Genomic DNA, 22691 nt, shown 5'->3' on the forward strand with positions numbered 1-22691 from the left:
TCCAAATGGAGGCTTTTTTATTTCTAGAAATTTGGACTACGTTCTTCTAATAGACAGTTAATCATCCACTGCACACCAAACTGATCGGTACAGGCACCGTAAAGTGCGCCCCAAAAAGTTTTTTCCAAAGGCATTTCAATTTGACCCTTGGCAGATAAAGCCTCAAACAGTCGTTGAGCTTCGGCTTGTTCACTAGCACTTAAAATAATTGCAATATAGTGATTGGTCCCTTTGGTAAAAGTAGGGGAGCTAGGACTGTCTAGCTTTTCATTAATATCTGATCCCATTAATTCAGTATATTCATTGATAGGAAGTGAAATATGCAAAATCTGGCTTCTATCCGTATCGGAGAGGTCAATGCCTTCCTGTCCGGGCATATCGCCATAACGGCTCAAATTAGAAAATTCACCACCAAACACTGAACGATAAAAAGTAAAAGCGGCTTCAGTTTCACCTTGGAAGTTGAGATAGTGATTAAATCGCATGGAGGTTTCCTTTTTTCTTGTTTTGATTCTCTCTAATTTACTCTTTGCAACGTGTCTGATTGATAAAGAAGCTTTATGAAAATGTAAGTAAGGGAATTCTTCTATTGATAGGATAATCAAGACAAAAATAATTTTTAGTTTAAGACCCGGTTTTAAATGATTGTTCGAGTAATGCTTTAGTAGACATCATTAAGGCCAGATTTTGGATTAATAAAAAAAGAGGGCTTTAAAAGCCCTCTTCAGTCGTTTGACTTTTTGAAAATTAGATTAGCTCAATCGCGACTGCAGTTGCTTCACCACCACCGATACATAGAGCTGCAACACCTTTCTTGCCGCCAGTGCGCTTTAAAGCATGGATCAAAGTCAGGATAATACGAGAACCTGTAGAACCCACTGGGTGACCTAGTGCACAAGCACCACCATTAATATTGACTTTTTCAGGATCAAGCTTGAACTCATCCATTGGACACATGGTGACCATGGCAAAGGCTTCATTAATTTCCCAAAGATCTACTTCTTCAGCTGTCCAGCCTGCTTTATCCAGTACTTTCTGAATAGCACCAACTGGAGCAATTGTAAACTCGGATGGATGCTGAGAGTTTGACGCATAGGCAACAATTTTTGCTAATGGGTTTAAATCTTGAGCTGCTGCATTGTCAGCAGAAGTTAAAACCAATGCAGAGGCACCATCAGAAATAGAGCTGGCATTTGCTGCAGTAATGGTACCATCTTTAGCAAAAGCAGGACGTAATGTTGGGATTTTATCAATATTGGCATTGAATGGCTGTTCGTCTTTATCAACCACTACATCACCTTTACGGGTGGAAACAGTGACTGGCACAATTTCATCTGCAAAGTAGCCTTCATTGACCGCAGTTTGTGCACGTTTTAATGAACGGATAGCGAAATCATCCATCTGTTCACGCGTATAACCTTTGGTATTTGCCATATCTTGGGCAAAAGAACCCATTAGGCGACCAGTTTCTGCATCTTCTAAACCGTCCAGGAACATATGGTCTTTAATTTCACCATGGCCCATACGGAAGCCGCCACGTGCTTTAGGTAATACATAGGGCGCATTGGTCATCGATTCCATTCCACCAGCAACTACATAAGTTGCAGAACCGGCCTTGATCATGTCAGCAGCTTGCATCACTGCTTTCATGCCTGAACCACAAAGCTTATTAATAGTTACAGCACCTGTGCTGTCTGGAAGACCAGCCTTACGCATTGCCTGACGGGCAGGACCCTGTTTTAAACCGGCAGGAAGAACACAACCCATAATGACTTCTTCGATGTCTGTTGGTTGTAAACCTGCACGTGCAATGGCTTCTTTGATCGTGACAGCACCTAGTTCAGGCGCAGTCACACCTGATAAGCTGCCTTGGAAGCCACCCATGGCTGTACGTGCACCATTGACAATTACGATGTCAGTCATTGTTGTATCTCCATATGAGTTTTAGTCTTTTATTCTCGACCTAAGCAGTATATTGAAAAAACTGCAAGATTAAAGCCTCAAAAAAATTGAATCATAAACCGGGCAGTTTTCTCAGCATGTACTCAGATTCTCTTTACGCAGATGCCCCATTTTGCTAAGTACAATTTTATAATAATGGGAATGCTGAAAAGAACAGTAGTAAAAGCTGCCATTGGAGCCGATAGGTAAATTGGTTTGAGCTTGATAGTTGACACTTGGGATACTTAAAGCACCTCTCCAATCCAGCTGTCCATATTTGAGCCTTAGATGATCAACATGCAGTACGGTTTCGCCGGCATCAACCTGTCTATTTTTATTTTGATCGACAAATACCAGCCAGGCATTGCTCCACTGATTTGTTTGACAGGTCGATAGATTTAATGTGGGACAAATCACAATATTCTGCCGTAATACTGCCGATTGACTGCGTGCATAGCGATTCACTGCTGTAATCTTCTGATAAATACTGTTAGCTTCTTGTTTTGACTGATATTCTTGAAACAGAGGAACTGCTAGGGTTGTAAGTATTGCAAGAGTGGAAATAACAACAATAAGCTCCACAATTGTGAACGCATTATTTCTTTTTATATACATGGTTTAACCTATTTATATATTATTTTTATTTGAAACATGCTATTAATTAGGCGTTTTTTAATGCTTTTTTTTATTTACCTAGTATTTTTGTACTTGAAATAGGAGAAAGCTGTTAAAATTAGGTAAGAGACAATAAGGTATTCACAATAAAAAATTGAGTAAAAATTTACCGAATTACAACGGAAATTGTAAGTAATTTTGTCAATAATTTACTTGATTAGATTAATCAAGCACTTGGAAAATTTATTCAGTGTTTGTATGATTCCCTGTGAATAGCTTAAAAATAAAACTGGGGTAAAAGAAGCCTATCTCAGGAAAGCCAATTTAGGCTTGAGCTTGAACAACAATTTGTTATCTCTGGAGGATAAATCCATGAAAATGAGTCGTATTGCTTTAGCAATGCTTGTAGCTGCTCCTTTCGCTGCTGCAAACGCAGGCGTAACTGTTACTCCATTACTGGTTGGTTATACTTGGCAAGATACAAAACACAACAACAGCTATGAAGATCATCTATATGGTGAAACTCCTGAGCTTCAAGACGACCTATTCGTAGGTGCTGCGCTTGGTGTTGAACTGACTCCATGGTTAGGCTTTGAAGCTGAATATAACCAAGTGAAAGGTGATATCGAAGACAGCGAAGCTTCTTACGGTGAGTATAAGCAAACTCAAATCAATGGTAACTTCTACGTTACTTCTGATCTGATCACTAAAAACTATGACAGCAAAATCAAACCATACGTACTTTTAGGTGCTGGTCACTACAAGTATGAATATGATTTAGATGGTGATGCGCGTCTTAAAGATGACGAAGGTACTTTAGGTAATGCTGGTCTAGGTGCTTTCTGGCGTTTAAACGATGCTCTGTCTCTACGTACAGAAGCTCGTGCAACTTATAACATTGACGAAGATTTCTGGAACTACACAGCGCTTGCTGGTTTAAACGTAGTTCTTGGTGGCCACTTGAAACCTGCTGCGCCAGTCGTAGAAGTTGCTCCAGTTGAACCAGTTGCTCCAGTTGCTCCAGCTCCACAAGAGTTGACTGAAGACCTGAACATGGAACTTCGTGTATTCTTTGATACAAACAAATCTAACATCAAAGATCAGTACAAACCAGAAATCGCGAAAGTTGCTGAAAAATTGGTTGAATATCCAAACGCAACTGCTCGTATCGAAGGTCACACTGACAACACTGGTCCACGTGCACTGAACGAACGTTTATCTCTTGCTCGTGCTAACTCTGTGAAATCTTCACTAGTTAACGAATACAACGTTGATGCTTCTCGTTTGTCTACTCAAGGTTTCGCTTGGGATCAACCGATTGCTGACAACAACACTAAAGAAGGTCGTGCTATGAACCGTCGTGTATTCGCGACTATTTCTGGTAGCCGTACTGTACTAGCTGAACAACCAGCTGCTCAATAATTCATTATTGAACACTGATTAAAAAAAGCGACTCTCTTATGAGTCGCTTTTTTTATTGCCCTGATTTGACTACACTGCATAGCCCTAAACCTGTTTTTGAGTCTGAGCATGAGTGTGGAACTTCCTGAAGATTTACAAAATCTGGAGGCCAATAGTGGCCTCTATGCGATCTGGATGATTTTTCATCACTATGGTATAGATCTGCATATTCCGGATCTGGTACAGCTCACACGCCATGATCCTGAAATGGGAACCTCCAGTATTGCGCTTGCAGTTGCTTTAAAAACACTGGGTTTGGATGTTCATTTTTATACTGAACATGACCCAGATAAACAGCCAATTGAAATTGAGTTCTATCAACAAGCATCTCGTTTACAAATCCCGGTTATAGAACAGCCATTGTCTTATGCAGACATTCAGGAAAATGTAGAAGCTGGTCGTTTTGTGATTGTGTTCTATGACACCCTGGAGGGAGTAGGGAATCATTCTTTGGTGTACGAAATCAATAAAAGTGAAATCAGCTTCTTTGACAGTTTTGAGTCCATGCCGAAAGAGGTGTTTGAACAGCAGCGTCGAGTAGAGGGGATTTGTCAGCAAACTATTATCATTGATGATCGGAATTTTGTTATGCGCCACAGTTAATACAATAAAAAAGCAGCCTGAATGGCACTGCTGTCCCATAGTTTGCTTTAAATAAAAAAACCTGAGTCCTAACAGTTAAAATATGAGTGCAAACAAACACTTTAACGACCAGGATTCAGGTTTTGTCCCATCAGAATACCGTATTTCATGAGCTAATTAAACCTGTTGTGCGACAGGATTTTGAACAACTTGCTAAAGTACACCATGTTGGACAGAAATTTAGAGCGGCTTCCCGGTGGGATCAGTTTATTGCCATATTGATGTCTCAATTCTCTTGTAGGCAAAGTCTGAGAGATATTCAATCCAATTTGGAGTGCCAACAGGAAAAGCTAAGTCATCTCGGAGCAAAGTCTATTCCCCGAAGCACGCTGGCACGAATCAATGAGCAGCAGCCTGCTGCCTTGTATCAACAGCTATTTTACAAGTTGCTTAAATACTATGAACACTCAAAAGTAGCTCATAAATTTCGCTTTAAGAATCCCTTGTATTCCTTGGATGCCAGTCATATTGACCTGTCGCTTTCCTTATGTGAATGGGCCAAAGTTCACGACTCAAAAGCCAGCATGAAACTCAGTATAGGATTGAATCACAGCAATGATATTCCTGAGTTTGTTGCAGTTGAAAATGGCAAAGAAAATGACATGGTACAAGGCCGCTAATTCCAGTTTCCTGCTGGCAGCATTGTAGTTTTTGATAAAGGCTATGTCGATTACCAATGGTATGCAAATCTGACTGCTCAAAACATTGGATTTGTCACACGTTTTAGGCCTAAATCTGTGTATCAGGTGATCCAGCAACATCCAGTGCTTGAATCCAAAGGTATTCTAAAAGATGAAACCATTCAGCTGAATAGCGCACATGCCCTAAAAAGAAAAGCCCCAGTGTTAAGAAGAATTGAATATAGAGATCAGCAAAGTGGCAAGCACTTTAGCTTTCTCAGCAATAACTTTCATTTAGCCGCCTCCACCATTGCGGCGATTTATAAAGATCGTTGGAAAGTTGAGCTGTTCTTTAAGGCGATTAAGCAGAATCTCAAATTAAAAGCGTTTCTAGGCCGCAGCAGGAACGCAATTCAGACACAAATCTGGATTGCGATGATCGCCTATTTATTGGTGAGTTTCGCTCAACATTTAGGAAAAACAGGTTGGACAGTTCAACGTTTACTCAGAATAATTCAAGTGAACTTGTTTGAAAGAAGAACTTTAAAAGCTTTATTTTCACCCGATAAAATACCCATAAAACAAGAGGAAGCTCATTTGAGCTTCCTCTTGTGAAAAATTGTGGGACAGCAATGGCCTGAATGGCTGCTTTTTCAGATCAAAAATTATTCATGATCTATCTTCATCGGCCGAACATCCATCTCTTTATAAGAAATGAGTCTGGTATTGTGTTTCCATTTATAACCTAACCAGATCGCCAAGAATAAGAAAATACCAATGTAAGTAGAAAGTACTGCAAGCCATTCACCATTCAGTACTGCCTGATAGTTTTGCCCCAGGACCACAATCGCACACAGCACAAAAGCAAACCATGGCGCAAACGGGAAGAACTTGGCGCGATACGCCAGATCCTCAAGTTTATAACCTTGAGCCAGATATCCTTTACGGAAACGATAATGAGATATTGCAATACCCAACCATACAATAAATCCACACATACCAGACATATTCAGTAGCCAGTTAAATACTTCCTGTTCACCAATAAATGTTGTCAGAAAACATAAGGCTGCGATTGCAGTGGTGGCATATAGTGCATTCATTGGCACACCGCGCGCATCCAGACGACCAAACAATTTTGGTGCACTGCCTTTACGTGCCATATCAAACAGCATACGGGTAGAGGAGTACATGCCCGAGTTACCCGCAGACAGAATTGCAGTTAAAATCACCGCATTCATCACACTGGCAGCAAAGGCGAAACCAGCTTGTTCATATAGCAAAGTGAAAGGCGAAAGCGCAATATCTTCACTAGACGCTGCCTGTAAAAGACGTGGGTCATCATAAGCAATCAGGGTGCCAATAATGAAAATACACACAATATAGAATAACAGGATACGCCAGAAAATTTGCTTGATTGCTACTGGAATGGTTTTCTGTGGATCTTTAGATTCACCTGCAGCAACACCAACCATTTCAGTCCCCTGGAAGGAGAATCCGGCAATCATTGCCACCCCAATCAGAGCAGATAAACCACCCACAAATGGTGCTTCACCTTTGGTCCAGTTGGCAAATGTAGCAACCTCAGGAGTTAACATGATTTTTGCAATCATGAAGATACCAATGATGATAAACGCAATAATCGCCAGCACTTTGATTAAGGAGAAGAAAAATTCAGATTCACCAAAGCCTTTTACCGTCAGTGCATTAATCCCGAAGACCACCGCCAGGAACAGGGCACTCCAGTAAAAACCAGGAATATCCGGAAACCAGAATTTCATGATGAACTGGACTGCGACCAGCTCAAAGGCTACGGTGATTGCCCAGTTATACCAGTAGTTCCAGCCTAAAGCGAAACCAAAACCGCCTTCGACATATTTAGTACCGTAGGTAAAGAAAGCACCTGAAGTCGGATTATGGGTTGCAAGCTCCCCCAAGCTGGTCATCAGGAAGTAAATCATGACACCAATGAGCGCATACGCAAGTAATGCACCACCTGGTCCGGCATTGGCAATGGTTGCACCTGACGCCAGGAACAAACCTGTACCAATTGATCCACCGATGGCGATCATATTCAGATGACGAGCACTTAGCTTACGCTGCAGCTGTGTGCTGTTTTGGGTTTCGCTCATCATGATTCCTTAACATTTTTTTGAGTGCTGGCGAAAAGCACCTTGAAGCCTTGTTGATCAGTTTTGACTGTGCACTGGCCAAAACTTTGCTCAATTAAAATCGGGTAATTTAAAAAGCGGTTCGCCACAATCCATAATTCACCACCAGATTTGAGATGACGACGTGAAGTCTTGCACAGATTTTCACTGGCATCATAGTTGGTCTGAATGCCTTGATGGAAGGGTGGATTACTGACGATGGCGTGCAAAAATAATGGTGCATCTTCAATCCCGCTCACTGCCTTAATTTCAAGTTGCTCAGGCTCAAGCTGATTTTTCTCAAAAGTCATTTTAGTAGAGGCTAATGCAAAAGCATCTACATCTAAGGCAAAGATACGATTGTTCGGATTGAGCTTGGCAAGATAGGCACTAATGACGCCGGCACCACAGCCAAAGTCGGCAATTTTACCTGAAGTCACTTCAGACAGGTAGGGCAGGAAAACTGCTGTACCGACATCCAGATGATTCTGGCTAAATACACCAGGGAGTGCACAAATCTGTAAATCGCCTTTGGGAGTGGAGACGCTATAGGTTTGTGCCCAGTCAGCTAATGCTCTTTTCTCGACGTTGCAGTCTAGTGTCAATTGCCATAATTGGCAATGTCGTGCGCTATCGAGTTTGAGGCTTTTACCATAGGGTTGCAGCTGTTTTGCCGCGCGTTCCACGCCACCTTTTTTCTCACCTACCAAAAATACCTGGCTGCCTTGTTTTAGGTAAACCGCTACATTGTGAATCAGGTAATTAAGTAATTCTCTGGATTTTGGAACAAAGATTACAGCCTGATCAAATTCACCTTCAGGAAATTCTGCACCAAAATGTACATTGGCTTGCTGGGCCTGAAAATACAGGTAGTCATTATAATTCCATGTCCACACTGCAGCCTGAATGGATTGATCAAATTCAGCCAGCAGATGATCCGTTGGAGGATTAATCAGCAGTACACGACCCGACAAATAATCATATTGTCTTAATAAGACTTCGCTTTTAGCATCCATAGGAATCTCTCCAATAGAAAAACACTGTCCAAGTTCAACTCAGACAGTGTTTTCTAGACATGAACTTACTTCTTTGTTTCAGGAAGTACAATATTTAGAATCAAGGCCGCAATACCGCCGGTCGCAACACCAGAACTAAAGATATTACGGAATAATTCAGGAAGATGTTCCAGAATCTGTGGAACCTGCGCCACACCCAAACCTAATGCAAGAGAAATGGCAATGATCAGTAGAGCACGACGGTCCAGGTGAATACCAGACAGAATGTTAATACCAGAGGCAGCGACTGCACCAAACATCACCATCACTGCGCCGCCAAGCACAGCTTGAGGAACCGCCTGAATCACGCCAGCCACTGCTGGAAGTAAACCCAGAATGACTAAAAGTGCTGCAATCCAGATGCCGACATAACGGCTCGCTACACCAGTCAATTGAATCACACCGTTATTTTGTGCAAATACAGAACTTGGGAATGTATTGAATAAACCCGCAAGTAAAGAGTTCGCCCCATTCACTAACACGCCACCTTTAATACGCTTCATCCAGGTCGGGCCATCGACTGGCTGGTTAGAGAGTTTAGATGTTGCAGTAATGTCACCAATCGCTTCTAGCGAAGTCACCAAATAAATAAACGCCATTGGAATGAATAAGCTCCAAGAGAAGCTTAATCCAAAATGCATTGGTGTCGGGATCTGAACCAGTGGAGCATCTTTTAAGCCTTCAAAGTTCAGGTGACCCATAAAGCCAGCAAGAATATAACCGACAACCAGTGCGATCAGAATTGCCGAACTTTTTACCCAGGTAATGCGCACACGATTCAGTAAAATAATCAGTGCCAGAACTGTACATGACATGATCAGGTTGTCAGCATTAGCAAAGGTTTTATCATTCATGGCCTGATAACCACCACCCATGCTGATTAGGCCTTCTTTAATTAAAGTCAGACCAATCAGTAAAACCACAATCCCTGTTACTAAAGGTGTGATCAGCTTTTTAATCCATGGCAGGATTTGCGATACGCCCATTTCAATAAATGAACCTGCAATTACCACACCAAAGATCGAAGCCATGACAGCTTCTACGGGTGTACCGGCAGCAACCATCGCCGAACCGATCCCAATGATTGGGCCAATAAAGTTGAAACTTGTACCCTGAACAATCAGCAAGCCTGCACCAAAGGGACCCACTTTCTTGGATTGTAAAAAAGTCGCGATCCCTGAAATTACCAATGACATGGATAAAATCATGTTAGTGTCTTCTTTAGAGACACCTAGTGCCAGACAAATGAGCAGGCCAGGGGTCACAATTGGGACAATAATGGCCAATAAATGCTGGAATGCTGCTAGAAATGCGATAAATGGTTTAGGGCGATCTTCAAGGCCGTACACGAGGTCAAGTTGATCTTTGGAAGGAGGAGATTGATTAAAAACAGACATGTGTCAATGCAAATTAAGGCTGGGTGGCGCTATTCTAATCGAGTTACACGTCATTACAAAAGGCATTGGAAAAAAAATTGACGAAGTCAACAAACTGTCACTGTCAAAACTTTGTATTTTTCTGTATAATTTGCCCTCAAATTTAATACGTATCGAATTTACATGTCAGATATTAAAACTCTCCGTAACATCGCCATTATTGCGCACGTCGATCATGGTAAAACCACTCTTGTAGACAAACTTTTGCAACAATCAGGTGCTCTCGGTGATCGCGCGGGTGAGATCGAGCGTGTCATGGATTCTGGCGCTATTGAAAGTGAACGTGGTATTACCATTCTTGCAAAAAACACTGCAATCAAATGGACTGATGCACGTACTAACACAGAATATCGCATTAACATCGTGGACACCCCGGGACACGCCGACTTCGGTGGTGAAGTTGAACGTGTTCTTTCTATGGTGGACTGCGTATTGCTTCTTGTAGACTCACAAGAAGGTCCAATGCCACAAACTCGTTTCGTAACGCAAAAAGCGTTCGCACGTGGTTTAAAACCAATTGTCATTATCAACAAAGTCGACAAGCCAAGCGCACGTCCTGACTGGGTAATTGACCAAGTATTCGATTTATTCGATAACTTAGGCGGTACTGACGAACAGTTAGACTTCCCGGTTGTATATGCATCTGGTCTTCGTGGTGTAGCGGGTCCTTCTCCTGAAGAACTTGCTGACGATATGACGCCGTTGTTCCAAACAATCGTAGACATTGTTGAACCACCAGCAGTTGACGTTGATGGTCCATTCCAAATGCAAGTGTCTTCACTTGACTATAACAGCTTCGTAGGTGTAATCGGTGTTGGTCGTATCCAACGCGGTTCAGTGAAATTAAACACGCCTGTGACTGTGATCGACAAAGAAGGTAACACTCGTAACGGCCGTATCTTGAAAATCATGGGTTACCATGGTTTAGAGCGTGTTGATGTTGAATCTGCTCAAGCAGGCGACATCGTTTGTATCACTGGTATTGATGCACTCAACATTTCTGACACAATCTGTGATCCGAAAGCAGTTGAAGCACTTCCAGCACTTTCTGTAGACGAGCCTACAGTGTCTATGACCTTCCAGGTCAACAACTCACCGTTTGCTGGTAAAGAAGGTAAATTTGTAACTTCACGTAATATCCGTGAACGTCTTGACCGCGAATTGATCCACAACGTAGCACTTCGTGTTGAAGACACTGACAGTCCAGACCGTTTCAAAGTATCTGGTCGTGGTGAGCTTCACCTTTCAGTTTTAATTGAAAACATGCGTCGTGAAGGCTTTGAAATGGGCGTATCTCGTCCACAAGTTATCATCAAAGAAATTGATGGTGAAAAACAAGAGCCATATGAAAACGTAACGTTTGACGTTGAAGAACAGCACCAAGGCGCTGTAATGGAGCAAATGGGTCACCGTAAAGGCGAAATGACCAATATGGAAGTTGACGGTAAAGGCCGTATCCGTATTGAAGCAACTGTACCTTCACGTGGTTTGATCGGTTTCCGTTCAGAATTCCTGACCATGACTTCTGGTACGGGTATTATGACGTCTAGCTTCTCGCATTATGGTCCAATGAAACAAGGTACTGTTGCGAAACGTCAAAACGGTGTACTGATTTCTATGGTTCAAGGTACTTGCTTGGGCTATGCATTGTTTACGCTGCAAGACCGTGGTCGTCTATTCGCTAAACCACAGTTAGAAGTTTATGAAGGCATGATCGTGGGTATTAACTCACGTTCTGATGACATGGTTGTTAACCCAACTAAAGCAAAACAGTTAACCAACGTACGTGCCTCTGGTACTGATGATGCGTTAACACTCGTTCCTGCAATTGAATACACGCTAGAACAAGCGCTTGAATTCATTGAAGATGACGAGCTTGTTGAAGTAACACCAAAGTCAATCCGTATCCGTAAGCGTTACCTGACTGAAAACGAACGTAAGCGTAACCGTGCTAAATAAGTTCGATTACTAATAGTTTAAAAAACCGCTGACATTGTTCAGCGGTTTTTTTATATATCTAGATAAGGTTGGACAAGATTACATAAACCTGATCAATTAGGCTTAAATAGAAATATATAACTCCTGTATAATCTATCGCAAAATTGAAAATTGTATAAGAAACAGGTGACTTTATGAGTATTATTCAAGAATTTAAGGAATTTGCGGTTAAGGGCAATGTCATGGATCTCGCAGTCGGTGTGATCATTGGTGGCGCCTTCGGTAAGATTATTGACTCGATGGTAAAAGACGTCATCATGCCTTTAGTGAGCTGGATTCTAGGTGGGGATGTCGACTATTCCAACTGGTTTGTTGTATTAGGAGATAATCCAAACAATATAAGCAACCTGGCTGCTGCACAGGCAGCGGGGCTGAATGTTCTTGCTTATGGTAATTTCCTGACGATTCTAATTAACTTCCTGTTATTGGCATGGGTTGTATTCTGTTTAGTAAAACTAATGAACAAACTGCGTCGTAAACAAGAGGTAGACCCAGAGCCAGCAGCAACACCGGAAGATGTTGCATTATTACGTGAAATTCGTGATGAGTTAAAAAAACGACCTGAAGCTTAAGCTTCCTGGATTAAAAACGGCGCTTAAGGCGCCGTTTTTTATTTAATTCCTTCCAATCTCTTTCCTAAAGGGAGGAGAAGTTCCCCTTTACTTATAGAGGGATTTAGGAGGATTAAAAATCCATTCGGAACTTGATTTCTAGCAAATGAAAACCAAACTGACTTTTCACTGGTCCATGCAAAACACGTTCTGCAGCAGTAAAAACCAGTTTATCAATCACTGGGACCAGCTGACCTTTTTTCACTTCACCCAGTTCACCACCACGTTTAGCTGAATTACAGGTCGAATATTGTTTAGCGATCTTGGCAAAATCTGCGTCTGCTAGAATCTTTTTCTTGAGCTGTTCGGCAGTTTCTTTATCTTTGACCAGAATATGACGGACGATTGCAGTCTTCATTAGTTTTTACCTCGTACAGCTGCTACACGTTTGCTAGAAAGCTTTACCTTCTTTAGCGGCTGGCATTCAGGACAGTAGACAGATGCACGTTGTCCCAACTTGATATTTTCCAGCGTGGTTTCACAGTTCACACACATTTCCCCGGCACGGCCATAAGCCAGCAGCGTTTGCTGGAAATAGCCATTTTCTCCCATGGCATTGGTATAGTCGCGTAAGGTTGAGCCACCCAGATCAATCGCCTGTTTTAAAATACGCTTAATTTCAATGACCAGCTTTTCAATCTGCTCAAAACTCAAGGTAGAGGCAGGTTGTGCAGGATGAATGCCCATATTGAATAGGCTTTCGGTTGCATAAATATTGCCTACACCCACGACAACATGGTTATCCATAATTGCAACTTTGGTGCCAACATTTTTATTTTTTAATTTTTCAAATAGATATTCAGCATTAAAACTATCACTGAGTGGCTCTGGCCCAAGTATATCAATCAGCTTGCTTTGAGACTGTGCATCTAACCACAGGATGCAGCCGAAACGGCGTGGGTCATGATAGCGCAGCTGGATATCTTCAAACTGAATAATCAGATGATCATGCTTACGCAATTCTTCACTGGCTTCACATAAGCGAAAACTGCCTGACATGCCTAAATGCCATAGCATCGTATCCTGTTCAAATTGCGCCAGAATATATTTGGAACGACGTGTCAGTTGAATCAGGCGCTGTCCTTGCAGACGAGCAATATCCTCAGGAATCGGCCAGCGTAAGCTTGACTGACGCACCTCCACGTATAGAACTTTCTGATCAAGGAGAGGCAGGAGACTGGTTTTGGTGGTTTCAACTTCTGGTAATTCAGGCATAACATTTAGCAGCTAATATCATGAGGCTAATATTGGGCGTTTTATAGTTGAATGCAAGTCCTGTTTAAAAGAGAACTGAAAATTGAAGATGGAAATTTATTTTAACAATTGTTTAAAAAATACACTTTAATATCAGGTGTATTTTTACTGTTAGGTTTAAAGAGAAACGGATTTTAGATCTTATTAAGTAATTAAATACCTGAAAAATATACATTATATAAATTAAATTTTATATAAAATATTATTTCTTATAACTTAAAGTTTTACCAATAATAAAAAAAATGCTGTGTATTTAAGTGAAAAGTTATGTAACGTTCTGTATCAAGTCATACAGGGCAAGTCTCAGGCTGCCTTTACTCTCTCCGTATGTTTAGGTTTTATATGAAAAAGTTAAGTCTAGCTTTACTGCCATTCATGGTAGCCATGACTTCAGCTCAAGCTGAATCTGCATTTGACCCTCAAGGGCAGTACCTGTTAGGGGACTGGGATGGGAAGCGTACAGAACTTGCCCAGCAAGGTATTAAGTTTGAGGCAAATATACTGACAGATACGGCTTATCTGGCAGAGGGTGGCCGTAATGAAGGAGCAGATCCATTAACTTCTGCACAGTTATGGTTAGGTACCCAGTTAGATATGGAAAAACTGGCAGGCTGGGATGGTGTAACTGTTCGTGCAGTCGCTACCGCACGTCAAGGCCAAAGTACTTCAGTGCGTGATTTACAAGGAAATGCTCCTCACATGGCCAATGTTCAAGGTACTTTTGGTCGTGGTAACCAGGACAGTCGTTTAAGCGAACTGTCAATTGAGAAGACCTTCAAAGACCAAGGATTGAGTATTAAAGCAGGTCGCTTAGGTCTGGGTATGGACTTTAATGTCATGGCTTGTGATTTTGCCAGTACAGCATTCTGCGCTGCACAGATGGGTAAATGGCAGGGTAATATCTGGATGAATACCCCGGTATCTCAATGGGGGGCACGCGTTAAACAACAGGTGAATCCTGAAGTTGCAGTTCAAGTAGGAGTTTATGAATTTAACCCGGACAATGGTAATGGCAAGGCTGAAGGTCAAGGCTGGAGTCTGAATACGGATCATGCGGATGGCGTAACCATTCCGGCAGAGGTGGTCTGGACTCCAAAATCTTTTGTGAACGGTTTACCGGGTAGCTACCGTATTGGTGGTATGTATAACACGGCTGATGATATTGCTAACCAAAAAGACATCGCAACAGGTGAAGGAAAAAACCGTACCTTTGCAGGGTGGTTAGCAATAGAGCAACAGTTAACATCGACAGGTAGTGGCCGTCAGGGTTTACATTCATTTGCCAATTTTACCTGGCATGACCGTGATACCAATAAAGTGGATAATTCACAACAAATTGGTGTGAAATATATTGGTTTAGCGGATAGCCAGCCAAATGACATTTTAGGTCTGGCAGTGAATAGTGTGCATGTGAATGACCGTTTTGCAGATTCACGTCCAGCATTTGATGCTAGCGCTGAATACAATATCGAACTCAACTACAGCTATAACGCAACAAAGTGGTTAATGTTACGTCCAAACCTGCAATATGTAGTAAATCCAGGGTCTAGCAATCAAGTAGATAATGCATTAGTACTAGGTTTAACTACACGAGTGATCTTCTAAAGTTGGATTGTTCACGCTATAACTAAACAGGCTCTTGAGAGCCTGTTTTTATTTTGAATATCAATCAGCCAATAAGAAGAGGAAACACCGCGTGACATTACTATTTCAGCCCGTGCAATTTGGATCATTGCAACTTGATAACAAAATCGTAATCGCTCCGATGTGCCAGTACTCTGCAACAGAGCAGGGTGAAATCACCTATTGGCATGAGCAGCAATGGGCCAATTATGCTTTGTCTGGTGCCGGTTTATGTATTGTGGAAGCGACTGCGGTACAGCCACAAGGCCGGATTAGCTATGCAGATCTGGGATTGTGGAATGATAGCCAGACAGCACAGATCAAAACCTTACTGGAGAAGGTGCGATCTCTTTCGCCAATGCCTTTTGCGATTCAGCTGGCACATGCTGGGCGTAAAGCCTCCACAGATAAACCCTGGGAAGGCAAGGGGCAAATTGCACCAGATCAGCCTTTGGGCTGGCAGACTGTCTCTGCCAGTGATATTCCTTTTCAGGCACATGAGCACCCACCAAAAGCCTTAAGTCTTGAGGAAATCCAACAAGTAATTCAGGACTTTGCTGCCAGTGCCAAGCGAGCGATTGAAGCAGGCTTCGAGCTGATTGAGCTTCATGCTGCGCATGGCTATTTGCTGCATCAATTTATGTCACCTCTGTCGAATCAGCGCCAGGATCAATATGGCGGTTCATTTGAAAACCGGATTCGTCTGACTTTAGAGGTCTTTAAAGCGATGAAAGCTGCGGTTCCTGAAGGCTATCCAATTGGCGTGCGTATTTCTGCAACCGACTGGATGAAAGATGTTGAAAGTTGGAACATTGAGGCTGCTGTTGAACTTTCTAAAGCGCTGGAAGCATCGGGTGCTGTCTATATCCACGTTTCGAGTGCAGGTCTACATGTAGACCAGAAAATTGATGTGCATCCGAATTATCAGGTTCCTTTTGCGGAAGCGATTAAAAAGGCGGTCAATATTCCAGTGATTGCGGTCGGTTTGATTACGGAAGCGATGCAGGCAGAAGGAATTCTGCAATATGGACAGGCAGATGCTATCGCGCTTGCGCGTGGCATTTTGTATGATCCACGCTGGCCATGGCATGCAGCTGCGACACTCGGTGAAACCGTAGAGGTGACGCCTCAGTATTTGCGTTGCCAGCCACATGGTTTGCGAGATCTGCTTAAGCCTTTCTCTTCAGCGGACAAATAAAACTGCTTGTTAAATGAGTGGAAGTTAATCGTTCAGGGATGAACATATTAAGGAACAATGCAGTAAAACTGCAGAAAATTAATGTTATTCACTATTCTATTTCCAATTTGTGCCGTCGTATTTTTAGGTTATATTGCTGCACGAACCCAATTTATCACCCCCTCGCTGATTACGGCGATGAGCCAGTTTGTAATGAAGATTTCCTTGCCAGCTTTTCTGTTACAAGCCTTGGCAAGTAAACATCTCAGCGATATCTGGAGTCCACAGTATTTTATTGCCTATGCAGGCGGTTCTTTGCTGCTCTATGGCGTGGTATTTTTCTGCTGCCGCTATTTCTTCAAGGCTTCTCTCACTGAGTCCGGTGTGCTGGCCATGGGGGGTCCATGTCCAATACCGGGTTTATCGGCACGGCGATACTGACTTTATTGATTGGTTCACATTCAGCAATTTATCTTTCATTGACTCTTATTGTAGAAAATCTGCTGATCGTGACCTTGATGCTGATTCTGGCTGAGCGAGGCCTGCAAGCCCCCGGTACAGCTGGTAAAAGTATATTGACTGGAACATTGCTACGGATCTTGAAAAATCCGGTGATTCTTTCGATTATGCTGGGTATTTTGTGCATAGTTCTAGATATTCAACTACCAGAATTACTTAGCTCTACCTTAAAAATGTTAGGGAAAACCGCATCGCCACTGGCCTTATTTGTGATTGGTGGTAGCCTGATTGGCATGAATCTCAGCTCACTGACGGCCTTTAGCTGGTTCCTGACAGCCATGAAAGTCATCGTCATGCCATTGCTGATTTTCAGTTTATTATCGGCTTTTGATGTCAGTCGTGAGATGCTTTTTATCGGCACATTGCTGGCGGCATTGCCAATGCCAATCGCTTTTGGGATTTTTGCCCAGCATTATGGGGTACAGGAAAAAGCTTTACCGCCATTGGTACTCAGTACCTTAATGGGCTTTATTGTGGTGGCAGTCATCCTGACTCAGTCTGGCTATTTTCTCAGTTAAACATTCCAATAAAAAAGCCCCGAATCAGGGGCTTTTTATAGCTTAGGTTAGCTTTTCTTTTGCGCCGTTGGTTGAGCTGGTTTCTTGCTTTGTTCAGCAATCATTTTCTCTACTGCCGCCAGAGACTCTTTGGCCTGTGGAATATTTTCCTGAGCCAAGGCACTAAAGATTTTCTTCGCTTCAGGCAGGTTTTGCGGCACGATATTACCATTGGCAAACATGTTAGCGACTGCCATCAGGGCAGGGATATAGCCTTTCTTGGCAAGCTCCTGAATCGAGCTTAAACCTTGCTGAATCGGTTTTTCATCCTTATTTTTAAAGCCCATGCTGATGTCATACAGGGCTTTGGCATGAATCGCCTGGAAATTATCTTTTTTAATCAGTGGTTGAAGTTTTTTCAGTGCTTGCTGATCAGAAGCAGGTTTTCCTTCAGCAAAAAGTAACACTGCCAGATCCACAGTAGCATCATCAAAACCGGCACTAGATGCGCGTTCTAGATATTGTTTGGCTTTGGTCAGATCCTGTTTCAGCCCCATTGTGCCGCCTGCATAATTTTTACCGAGGACATAGTTGGCAACCGGGTAGCCTTTGCTTGCTGACTGTTCATACAGTTGTACCGCTTTTTTCTCGTTCTTTATGGTCCCCTGACCAGTCTGTGTTAAATAGCCTAAGTTATACAGTGCTTGAGCATTTCCTTTCTGTGCTAACTCATTTAGTAAAGTGTGAGCACCCTTAAAGTCATTGGCTTTGACTAGGGCTTCAACCTTGGCAAATTGAGGATCAACTGCTTCAGCTTTGGTATTTGCATTGGCAAGTGCATATTGAGTTGAAACTGCGAGCATCGCAGCAAATATTATTTTTTTCATGGTTCCTGGACCTTGTTGTATTCAACACCTGATTCCGTGGTGTTTTTTAAATTATTACAGCTACATCATAAAATGATTTCATACTTTGTAAATATCCTAATTGTCACGAAATACAAATATAATAGAGAGTGATGAAGAGAAGATGAAGACTATTTTTACCACAAAACTTTGAAATTCTATGAATCTCTGATTAAATCCGCGTTTGAGCCATGAAGTAGGGTGAAACAATGTTTATTAAAGGCATTAAACGTGCATATGATCAAATCAGTAAGGATGACAGTATCGCTGATGAGGATAAGTTCGATGCATTACTCATGCGATTGGGTCAAAACTTTTTAGTCAGCAATGAAGACCGTGTATATATTTTTGAGCATGAAGGTAAAACTGCACGCTTCGATGCGAAACATGCACGCGCTTTTCATTTTAAAGATTATGTGATTAAAGACATGAACAAATTGTTCCATGATTTTAATCTTTAAAAAAATCCTCCATATAGGAGGATTTTTTTTAAAGTGATTTTCTTATTGTGGACGAGCGACATCACCACTGAGTGCTTCAGGCAGGTCGAGTACAGTCAAACCTAATTCAGTAATCGCTTCCGGTTTGGCAACCACGAGTGCTTTAAATCCGCTATCAATATTAACGCTATTTACGACTTCTACATCATTATTCAGTTTGCTTGCGATAGCAGGTGCTGCACCTGTACCTTGTACCAGATGCAACCAGTGTTTCGGTTTGGCTTTGAACCATAAACGGGCAATGACTTCCTGACCGAGGTAACACCCCTTGTCATAGTGGATGCCTTCACGCTGATGCAGGCGCAGTTCTTGTGGCTGGAATTGTTCTGCGGTTGCTGCCTGAATCCATGCCTGACCTGATTCAATTGCATTCATTTCCCAAGCTTGAGTATCCGTTGCTTCAGGACCAAATTCGCTATGAATACCTACAGTAACTGGATAAGCTGAACCTACTTCTTCTAACTTCATTTTGGAGAAAGCGCCAAACTTGCGGATGTGCTTGGCAAAGTCTTCGGCCTGATCAGCAGTCACAACAATTTCAAAGCTTTCAGCGTTAATTTTTTTCAGCCATAAACCAAATAGAATGCGTCCTTTTAAACTACAGATTGCGGTATAGCGCGTCTGGTTTTCAGCCAAGGCTTCAGTATTTAAAGTCACTTGACCTTGCAGGAATTTTTGCGCATCTACTCCATTCAGCGTAAATAAGGTAAAAGCAGGAGATGTTGCCATGATCAGCCTCAGTTTGAATACTAAAAATCAATCAAGCTATTGTGCAGCAAGCATTATCTCTAGGCAAATAAAAAAGCCCGCAATATCAGATGCAGGCTTTTAATTAAAAGCGAGAGTTAATGATGATGGTCATGTGAACCTGGTAAATCGGCATTACAGTCAAATTTGCCGCCACAGATTCGTACATATTCCATCATGCCCTGATCTTCATGATCGAGAATATGACAATGCTGTACAAAGTCACCTTCGAATTTCTTGTAATGACTTCGAACAATCACTTCATATCCCGGTTTAACAAAAATGGTATCCTTGAATTGTCCTTTTAAACCTCGGTACTGGACATCATCCAGCTCATTGGGCGTGGTTGCAGGTTCAGATATTGCTTCACTTACGTCCTTTTTATCCGGGTTTAAAATTTTAACAATCTGGAACGGATTGACATGGATATGGAAAGGATGTCCCAGATTTGCGCTGGTCAGTACCCATTCATCGACTTTACCTATTTCTAGTTTGCGCACATATTTGCCATTGACCACACTTTCTCCAGTGAAGGTTTCTCCAAAACTATAAATGCCTGGATGATCAGCATAACGATAACCGAATTTACCATTTGGACCAAAAGAGGCATCGAAAGTAGAGCGTTGTTTCGGTCTGTCTCGAATCAGGTTATCTATTTCTCTGGTCATCAATGAGGGATGATCAGTAAAGGCAGACAGATTAAGTTGTGCTAATTGCGCCTGAATCTCCTTGCTTAAGCCGATTTTCTGTGCCTGATCTTTTAAAAACTGAGCAGCAGTTTGCGCCTTCAACTTGGTGGATTTGACATTTACCCAGCCCAGCAGCTGTGCATTTAGCCCACTGTTAGGAGATAACTGTGGGGTGATTTCACCGGAAGTTCTGGTATTGATTTCATCATCAATATTTAATCTTGAATCAAAGATGCAGTATTTATTGGTGGAGGGAAAGCTGAGCATGGCATCGTGACGATAACCTGGCTGGAACACGGAAAGGGTACGGGTCTGAGCCTGGGTCATCGTTAAACCGTCTTGGGCAATCGTGTGAACTGGCAGGCTGGTCAGTTGATCGAAAGCAACTTTTGAGGCGGGAATGAGAATATCCCCCTGATAGGAAAGACAGGTATCCACCGTTTGTTTGGCAGTATATTGACTGGAGCCAGGTAATTCTTTAATGATTAAGCCAATAGTGTCCCGCACCCCTCCATGAATCATACGCCAGCGGTTAAATTCATTTTGATTGACCTGAATTTCGCCTAATACTTTGCCATTAATTGAAGTGTAGTAGTTATTTAACCCCCAAGAGTTGAAGCTATTCAGACCGGCATAGTTTTCCATCGTGCCTATACCGGCCCCTTTACAATCATTGCTGTTTAGAGATTGGCCTTCAGTGTCAGTACAGTCATATTGAATTTACTGGAAGACCAGGATTTTTTCATTTGCATCATTATTCTTAGCTTTATCTTTCCATAAAATGTCGAGATCACCTGTAGACGTCACCTTGCCATTTTTCACTTTAGGTACACGGCTTCCTTCCACAATGAGCGGACCAGCCATCCCACTAGATACCTGAATTGCGGTCGAGCCATGTAAATGGGCATGGTACCAGTAAGTGCCCGCAGGATGATTGGGTTCAATCTTATATTGATAGTCAAGATTCGCCTGCGGGGCAATTTTCAGGAAGACATTGTCACTATTTCCCTGAGGGCTGACCCAGAAACCATGTGTATGTAGGTTGGTGGTATTAAAACAATGGGGTTCATTCGGATCGAGAATATTTTCACAGCTTTCAGGCGTTTCATCGGGCAGCTGATTATTTAAATTAATCGACAAGGTTTCACCCTGTTTGACCCGAATCTGTGGACCAACCAGTTCATCTACAATTCCGGTTTCACGTGCTTCCTGCTTGTTCAATAAACTGGCTTTAGTCAAGTAACCCCGAACCAGTAATTGATCCCATTGCAATTGCCTCGGGTTATAAATCTTATTGGTCTTATATGCCGCAACCAGTTCGTATTTGCCTTTAGCACCTTTCTGCAGCAAGGGTGGATTATTAATGAGTGACTCCGATTTACCAGAGGCGGGAGGGGAAGGGGGAGAAGGATGATCCGGTTTAGTGGGGTGGGTAGGAGTAGGTTTAGTCGGATTGTATGGATCGGAGGGCTTTTTCCCTCCAATCCAGCTGGAAGCCAAAACTGCCACTAATACAGTAATGATCCCAATAATGGCGATCTGTAACATGTTCTTCACCTTTATTAATTTTTATGTTGTGTGTTGTTGTTATGAAGTACTTACCGCTTAGATGTACTGAAATGTTTTAAGGGTGAATATCACCAAATTGGGATATACAGATAGATGACAGGGAAAGGTCAAAACTATTCAAGTAATAAGCTACCCAAAAGAAGTATTAAGTTTTTGAATTAATTATGATATTTAAAGTAATTTGCAAGAAGTCATCGACTGTAAAAAAATCTTAAAAAAGTTAGGGATTTTAATCTGACTCACTTGCTTTACAGGTTCTCAGGTACCAAGCGCATATTACATTTTCCTAAAAACTAAAAAGAGATAGAAATAAACCTGGAAAATTTTATTGATGCTATGGTTTATTGTCAGGCTAAGGACTTTGCCAAAGATGAAAAAGAGTCAAAAAATTATCTATTCAACTAGTGCTATTTTTACCCAGAAACTCAGTTCATCTAAAAATCGTCTTTTGCCTTTAAATGAAAAAATAAAAGATACCGTTAATCTTAAATAAGTCTATTTTTTGAGCTACAAGGCTATTCTCATACTAAAGAATAAGAAGGATTTGCCCGGTTTTTTTCTAGAAAATAAGGATTTAGAGCCATTCTTTTAAAGAATATGTATCCATTTATTTCAAAAACGCTGTTTTTTATATATAAGTTTATGAAATATAAAAGATTTGGGAAATGGCTTTTCCACAGTGTAC

Annotated in this window: 17 protein-coding genes and 3 pseudogenes; 9 read left to right on the forward strand and 11 right to left on the reverse strand. The window is 41.9% G+C overall.

The window, feature by feature from the left end; all coding sequences use genetic code 11:
- Nucleotides 1-23 precede the first annotated feature (23 nt).
- From C3420_RS08855 to C3420_RS08865, 3 genes are all read right to left on the reverse strand, one after another.
- Nucleotides 24-485 carry a VOC family protein gene (locus tag C3420_RS08855; RefSeq protein ID WP_004814501.1) on the reverse strand — a complete coding sequence of 154 codons (462 nt, stop codon included), beginning with the start codon at nucleotides 483-485 and terminating at the stop codon, nucleotides 24-26.
- Nucleotides 486-747: 262 nt separating this feature from the next.
- Nucleotides 748-1923 (reverse strand): thiolase family protein, encoded by a 1176-nt coding sequence (locus C3420_RS08860; protein ID WP_004891575.1) that lies wholly within the window; start codon nucleotides 1921-1923, stop codon nucleotides 748-750.
- A gap of 111 nt (nucleotides 1924-2034) precedes the next feature.
- Nucleotides 2035-2556 carry a GspH/FimT family pseudopilin gene (locus tag C3420_RS08865; RefSeq protein WP_103800548.1) on the reverse strand — a complete coding sequence of 174 codons (522 nt, stop codon included), beginning with the start codon at nucleotides 2554-2556 and terminating at the stop codon, nucleotides 2035-2037.
- Between the two features lie 372 nt (nucleotides 2557-2928).
- Here C3420_RS08865 and omp38 point away from each other — a divergent pair, with 372 nt between their 5' ends.
- From omp38 to C3420_RS08880, 3 genes and pseudogenes are all read left to right on the forward strand, one after another.
- Nucleotides 2929-3978 (forward strand): outer membrane protein Omp38, encoded by a 1050-nt coding sequence (gene omp38, locus C3420_RS08870; protein ID WP_004814506.1) that lies wholly within the window; start codon nucleotides 2929-2931, stop codon nucleotides 3976-3978.
- Between the two features lie 108 nt (nucleotides 3979-4086).
- Nucleotides 4087-4620: a cysteine peptidase family C39 domain-containing protein gene (locus C3420_RS08875; protein WP_008304505.1), complete on the forward strand. Its 534-nt coding sequence runs from the start codon at nucleotides 4087-4089 to the stop codon at nucleotides 4618-4620.
- Nucleotides 4621-4742: 122 nt separating this feature from the next.
- A pseudogene (locus C3420_RS08880) lies at nucleotides 4743-5894 on the forward strand (IS4-like element ISAbe18 family transposase).
- Between the two features lie 50 nt (nucleotides 5895-5944).
- Here C3420_RS08880 and C3420_RS08885 read toward each other — a convergent pair.
- The 3 genes from C3420_RS08885 to C3420_RS08895 form a co-directional block, all read right to left on the reverse strand.
- Nucleotides 5945-7408 carry an amino acid permease gene (locus C3420_RS08885; RefSeq protein ID WP_103800549.1) on the reverse strand — a complete coding sequence of 488 codons (1464 nt, stop codon included), beginning with the start codon at nucleotides 7406-7408 and terminating at the stop codon, nucleotides 5945-5947.
- The gene (locus C3420_RS08890; protein ID WP_103800550.1) at nucleotides 7408-8442 is read right to left on the reverse strand and encodes a methyltransferase; all 1035 of its coding nucleotides are present in this window, start codon (nucleotides 8440-8442) and stop codon (nucleotides 7408-7410) included. Before C3420_RS08890 ends, C3420_RS08885 begins: the two co-directional genes overlap by 1 nt.
- Before the next feature lie 65 nt (nucleotides 8443-8507).
- Nucleotides 8508-9878: a uracil-xanthine permease family protein gene (locus tag C3420_RS08895; RefSeq protein ID WP_103800551.1), complete on the reverse strand. Its 1371-nt coding sequence runs from the start codon at nucleotides 9876-9878 to the stop codon at nucleotides 8508-8510.
- A gap of 162 nt (nucleotides 9879-10040) precedes the next feature.
- Here C3420_RS08895 and typA point away from each other — a divergent pair, with 162 nt between their 5' ends.
- Nucleotides 10041-11876, forward strand: coding sequence for a translational GTPase TypA (typA, locus tag C3420_RS08900; RefSeq protein WP_004814517.1), 1836 nt, complete (start codon nucleotides 10041-10043; stop codon nucleotides 11874-11876).
- A 173-nt stretch (nucleotides 11877-12049) separates the two neighbouring features.
- Nucleotides 12050-12487, forward strand: coding sequence for a large conductance mechanosensitive channel protein MscL (mscL, locus tag C3420_RS08905; RefSeq protein WP_103800552.1), 438 nt, complete (start codon nucleotides 12050-12052; stop codon nucleotides 12485-12487).
- A 112-nt stretch (nucleotides 12488-12599) separates the two neighbouring features.
- Here mscL and C3420_RS08910 read toward each other — a convergent pair whose 3' ends face one another.
- Entirely contained in the window at nucleotides 12600-12884 is a 285-nt protein-coding gene (locus C3420_RS08910; RefSeq protein WP_103800553.1) for a peptidylprolyl isomerase, read from the reverse strand.
- Nucleotides 12884-13741 carry a bifunctional DNA-formamidopyrimidine glycosylase/DNA-(apurinic or apyrimidinic site) lyase gene (gene mutM, locus C3420_RS08915; RefSeq protein WP_103800554.1) on the reverse strand — a complete coding sequence of 286 codons (858 nt, stop codon included), beginning with the start codon at nucleotides 13739-13741 and terminating at the stop codon, nucleotides 12884-12886. The genes C3420_RS08910 and mutM overlap by 1 nt, the downstream gene beginning before the upstream one ends.
- A gap of 381 nt (nucleotides 13742-14122) precedes the next feature.
- Here mutM and C3420_RS08920 point away from each other — a divergent pair, with 381 nt between their 5' ends.
- The 3 genes and pseudogenes from C3420_RS08920 (at nucleotide 14123) to C3420_RS08930 (ending at nucleotide 17617) form a co-directional block, all read left to right on the forward strand.
- On the forward strand, nucleotides 14123-15385 hold the full coding sequence (locus C3420_RS08920) for a carbohydrate porin (protein ID WP_103800555.1): 1263 nt from the start codon (nucleotides 14123-14125) through the stop codon (nucleotides 15383-15385).
- A 91-nt stretch (nucleotides 15386-15476) separates the two neighbouring features.
- Nucleotides 15477-16601 carry an NADH:flavin oxidoreductase/NADH oxidase gene (locus tag C3420_RS08925; protein WP_103800556.1) on the forward strand — a complete coding sequence of 375 codons (1125 nt, stop codon included), beginning with the start codon at nucleotides 15477-15479 and terminating at the stop codon, nucleotides 16599-16601.
- A gap of 81 nt (nucleotides 16602-16682) precedes the next feature.
- A pseudogene (locus C3420_RS08930) lies at nucleotides 16683-17617 on the forward strand (AEC family transporter).
- A 47-nt stretch (nucleotides 17618-17664) separates the two neighbouring features.
- Here the strand turns inward: C3420_RS08930 and C3420_RS08935 are convergent.
- On the reverse strand, nucleotides 17665-18483 hold the full coding sequence (locus tag C3420_RS08935) for a tetratricopeptide repeat protein (protein WP_103800557.1): 819 nt from the start codon (nucleotides 18481-18483) through the stop codon (nucleotides 17665-17667).
- Between the two features lie 227 nt (nucleotides 18484-18710).
- On the opposite strand from C3420_RS08935, the gene C3420_RS08940 reads away from it, so the two are divergent.
- Complete coding sequence (locus C3420_RS08940) at nucleotides 18711-18962, forward strand: hypothetical protein (protein WP_004814532.1); 252 nt, start codon at nucleotides 18711-18713, stop codon at nucleotides 18960-18962.
- Nucleotides 18963-19004: 42 nt separating this feature from the next.
- Here C3420_RS08940 and C3420_RS08945 read toward each other — a convergent pair whose 3' ends face one another.
- The gene (locus C3420_RS08945; protein ID WP_103800558.1) at nucleotides 19005-19730 is read right to left on the reverse strand and encodes a YgfZ/GcvT domain-containing protein; all 726 of its coding nucleotides are present in this window, start codon (nucleotides 19728-19730) and stop codon (nucleotides 19005-19007) included.
- 116 nt (nucleotides 19731-19846) lie between these two features.
- Nucleotides 19847-21985 (reverse strand): annotated as a pseudogene (locus tag C3420_RS17845) (multicopper oxidase family protein).
- Nucleotides 21986-22691: the final 706 nt, after the last annotated feature.

Source organism: Acinetobacter sp. ACNIH3 (assembly GCF_002918965.1).
Classification (GTDB): Bacteria; Pseudomonadota; Gammaproteobacteria; order Pseudomonadales; family Moraxellaceae; genus Acinetobacter; species Acinetobacter schindleri.

What these genes read in the sequence shown, in the direction of transcription:
- C3420_RS08855 (WP_004814501.1), bottom strand. Translation starts at nt 485, where the DNA reads ATGCGATTTAATCACTATCTCAACTTCCAAGGTGAAACTGAAGCCGCT.
- C3420_RS08860 (WP_004891575.1), bottom strand. Translation starts at nt 1,923, where the DNA reads ATGACTGACATCGTAATTGTCAATGGTGCACGTACAGCCATGGGTGGC.
- C3420_RS08865 (WP_103800548.1), bottom strand. Translation starts at nt 2,556, where the DNA reads ATGTATATAAAAAGAAATAATGCGTTCACAATTGTGGAGCTTATTGTT.
- omp38 (WP_004814506.1), top strand. Translation starts at nt 2,929, where the DNA reads ATGAAAATGAGTCGTATTGCTTTAGCAATGCTTGTAGCTGCTCCTTTC.
- C3420_RS08875 (WP_008304505.1), top strand. Translation starts at nt 4,087, where the DNA reads ATGAGTGTGGAACTTCCTGAAGATTTACAAAATCTGGAGGCCAATAGT.
- C3420_RS08885 (WP_103800549.1), bottom strand. Translation starts at nt 7,408, where the DNA reads ATGAGCGAAACCCAAAACAGCACACAGCTGCAGCGTAAGCTAAGTGCT.
- C3420_RS08890 (WP_103800550.1), bottom strand. Translation starts at nt 8,442, where the DNA reads ATGGATGCTAAAAGCGAAGTCTTATTAAGACAATATGATTATTTGTCG.
- C3420_RS08895 (WP_103800551.1), bottom strand. Translation starts at nt 9,878, where the DNA reads ATGTCTGTTTTTAATCAATCTCCTCCTTCCAAAGATCAACTTGACCTC.
- typA (WP_004814517.1), top strand. Translation starts at nt 10,041, where the DNA reads ATGTCAGATATTAAAACTCTCCGTAACATCGCCATTATTGCGCACGTC.
- mscL (WP_103800552.1), top strand. Translation starts at nt 12,050, where the DNA reads ATGAGTATTATTCAAGAATTTAAGGAATTTGCGGTTAAGGGCAATGTC.
- C3420_RS08910 (WP_103800553.1), bottom strand. Translation starts at nt 12,884, where the DNA reads ATGAAGACTGCAATCGTCCGTCATATTCTGGTCAAAGATAAAGAAACT.
- mutM (WP_103800554.1), bottom strand. Translation starts at nt 13,741, where the DNA reads ATGCCTGAATTACCAGAAGTTGAAACCACCAAAACCAGTCTCCTGCCT.
- C3420_RS08920 (WP_103800555.1), top strand. Translation starts at nt 14,123, where the DNA reads ATGAAAAAGTTAAGTCTAGCTTTACTGCCATTCATGGTAGCCATGACT.
- C3420_RS08935 (WP_103800557.1), bottom strand. Translation starts at nt 18,483, where the DNA reads ATGAAAAAAATAATATTTGCTGCGATGCTCGCAGTTTCAACTCAATAT.
- C3420_RS08940 (WP_004814532.1), top strand. Translation starts at nt 18,711, where the DNA reads ATGTTTATTAAAGGCATTAAACGTGCATATGATCAAATCAGTAAGGAT.
- C3420_RS08945 (WP_103800558.1), bottom strand. Translation starts at nt 19,730, where the DNA reads ATGGCAACATCTCCTGCTTTTACCTTATTTACGCTGAATGGAGTAGAT.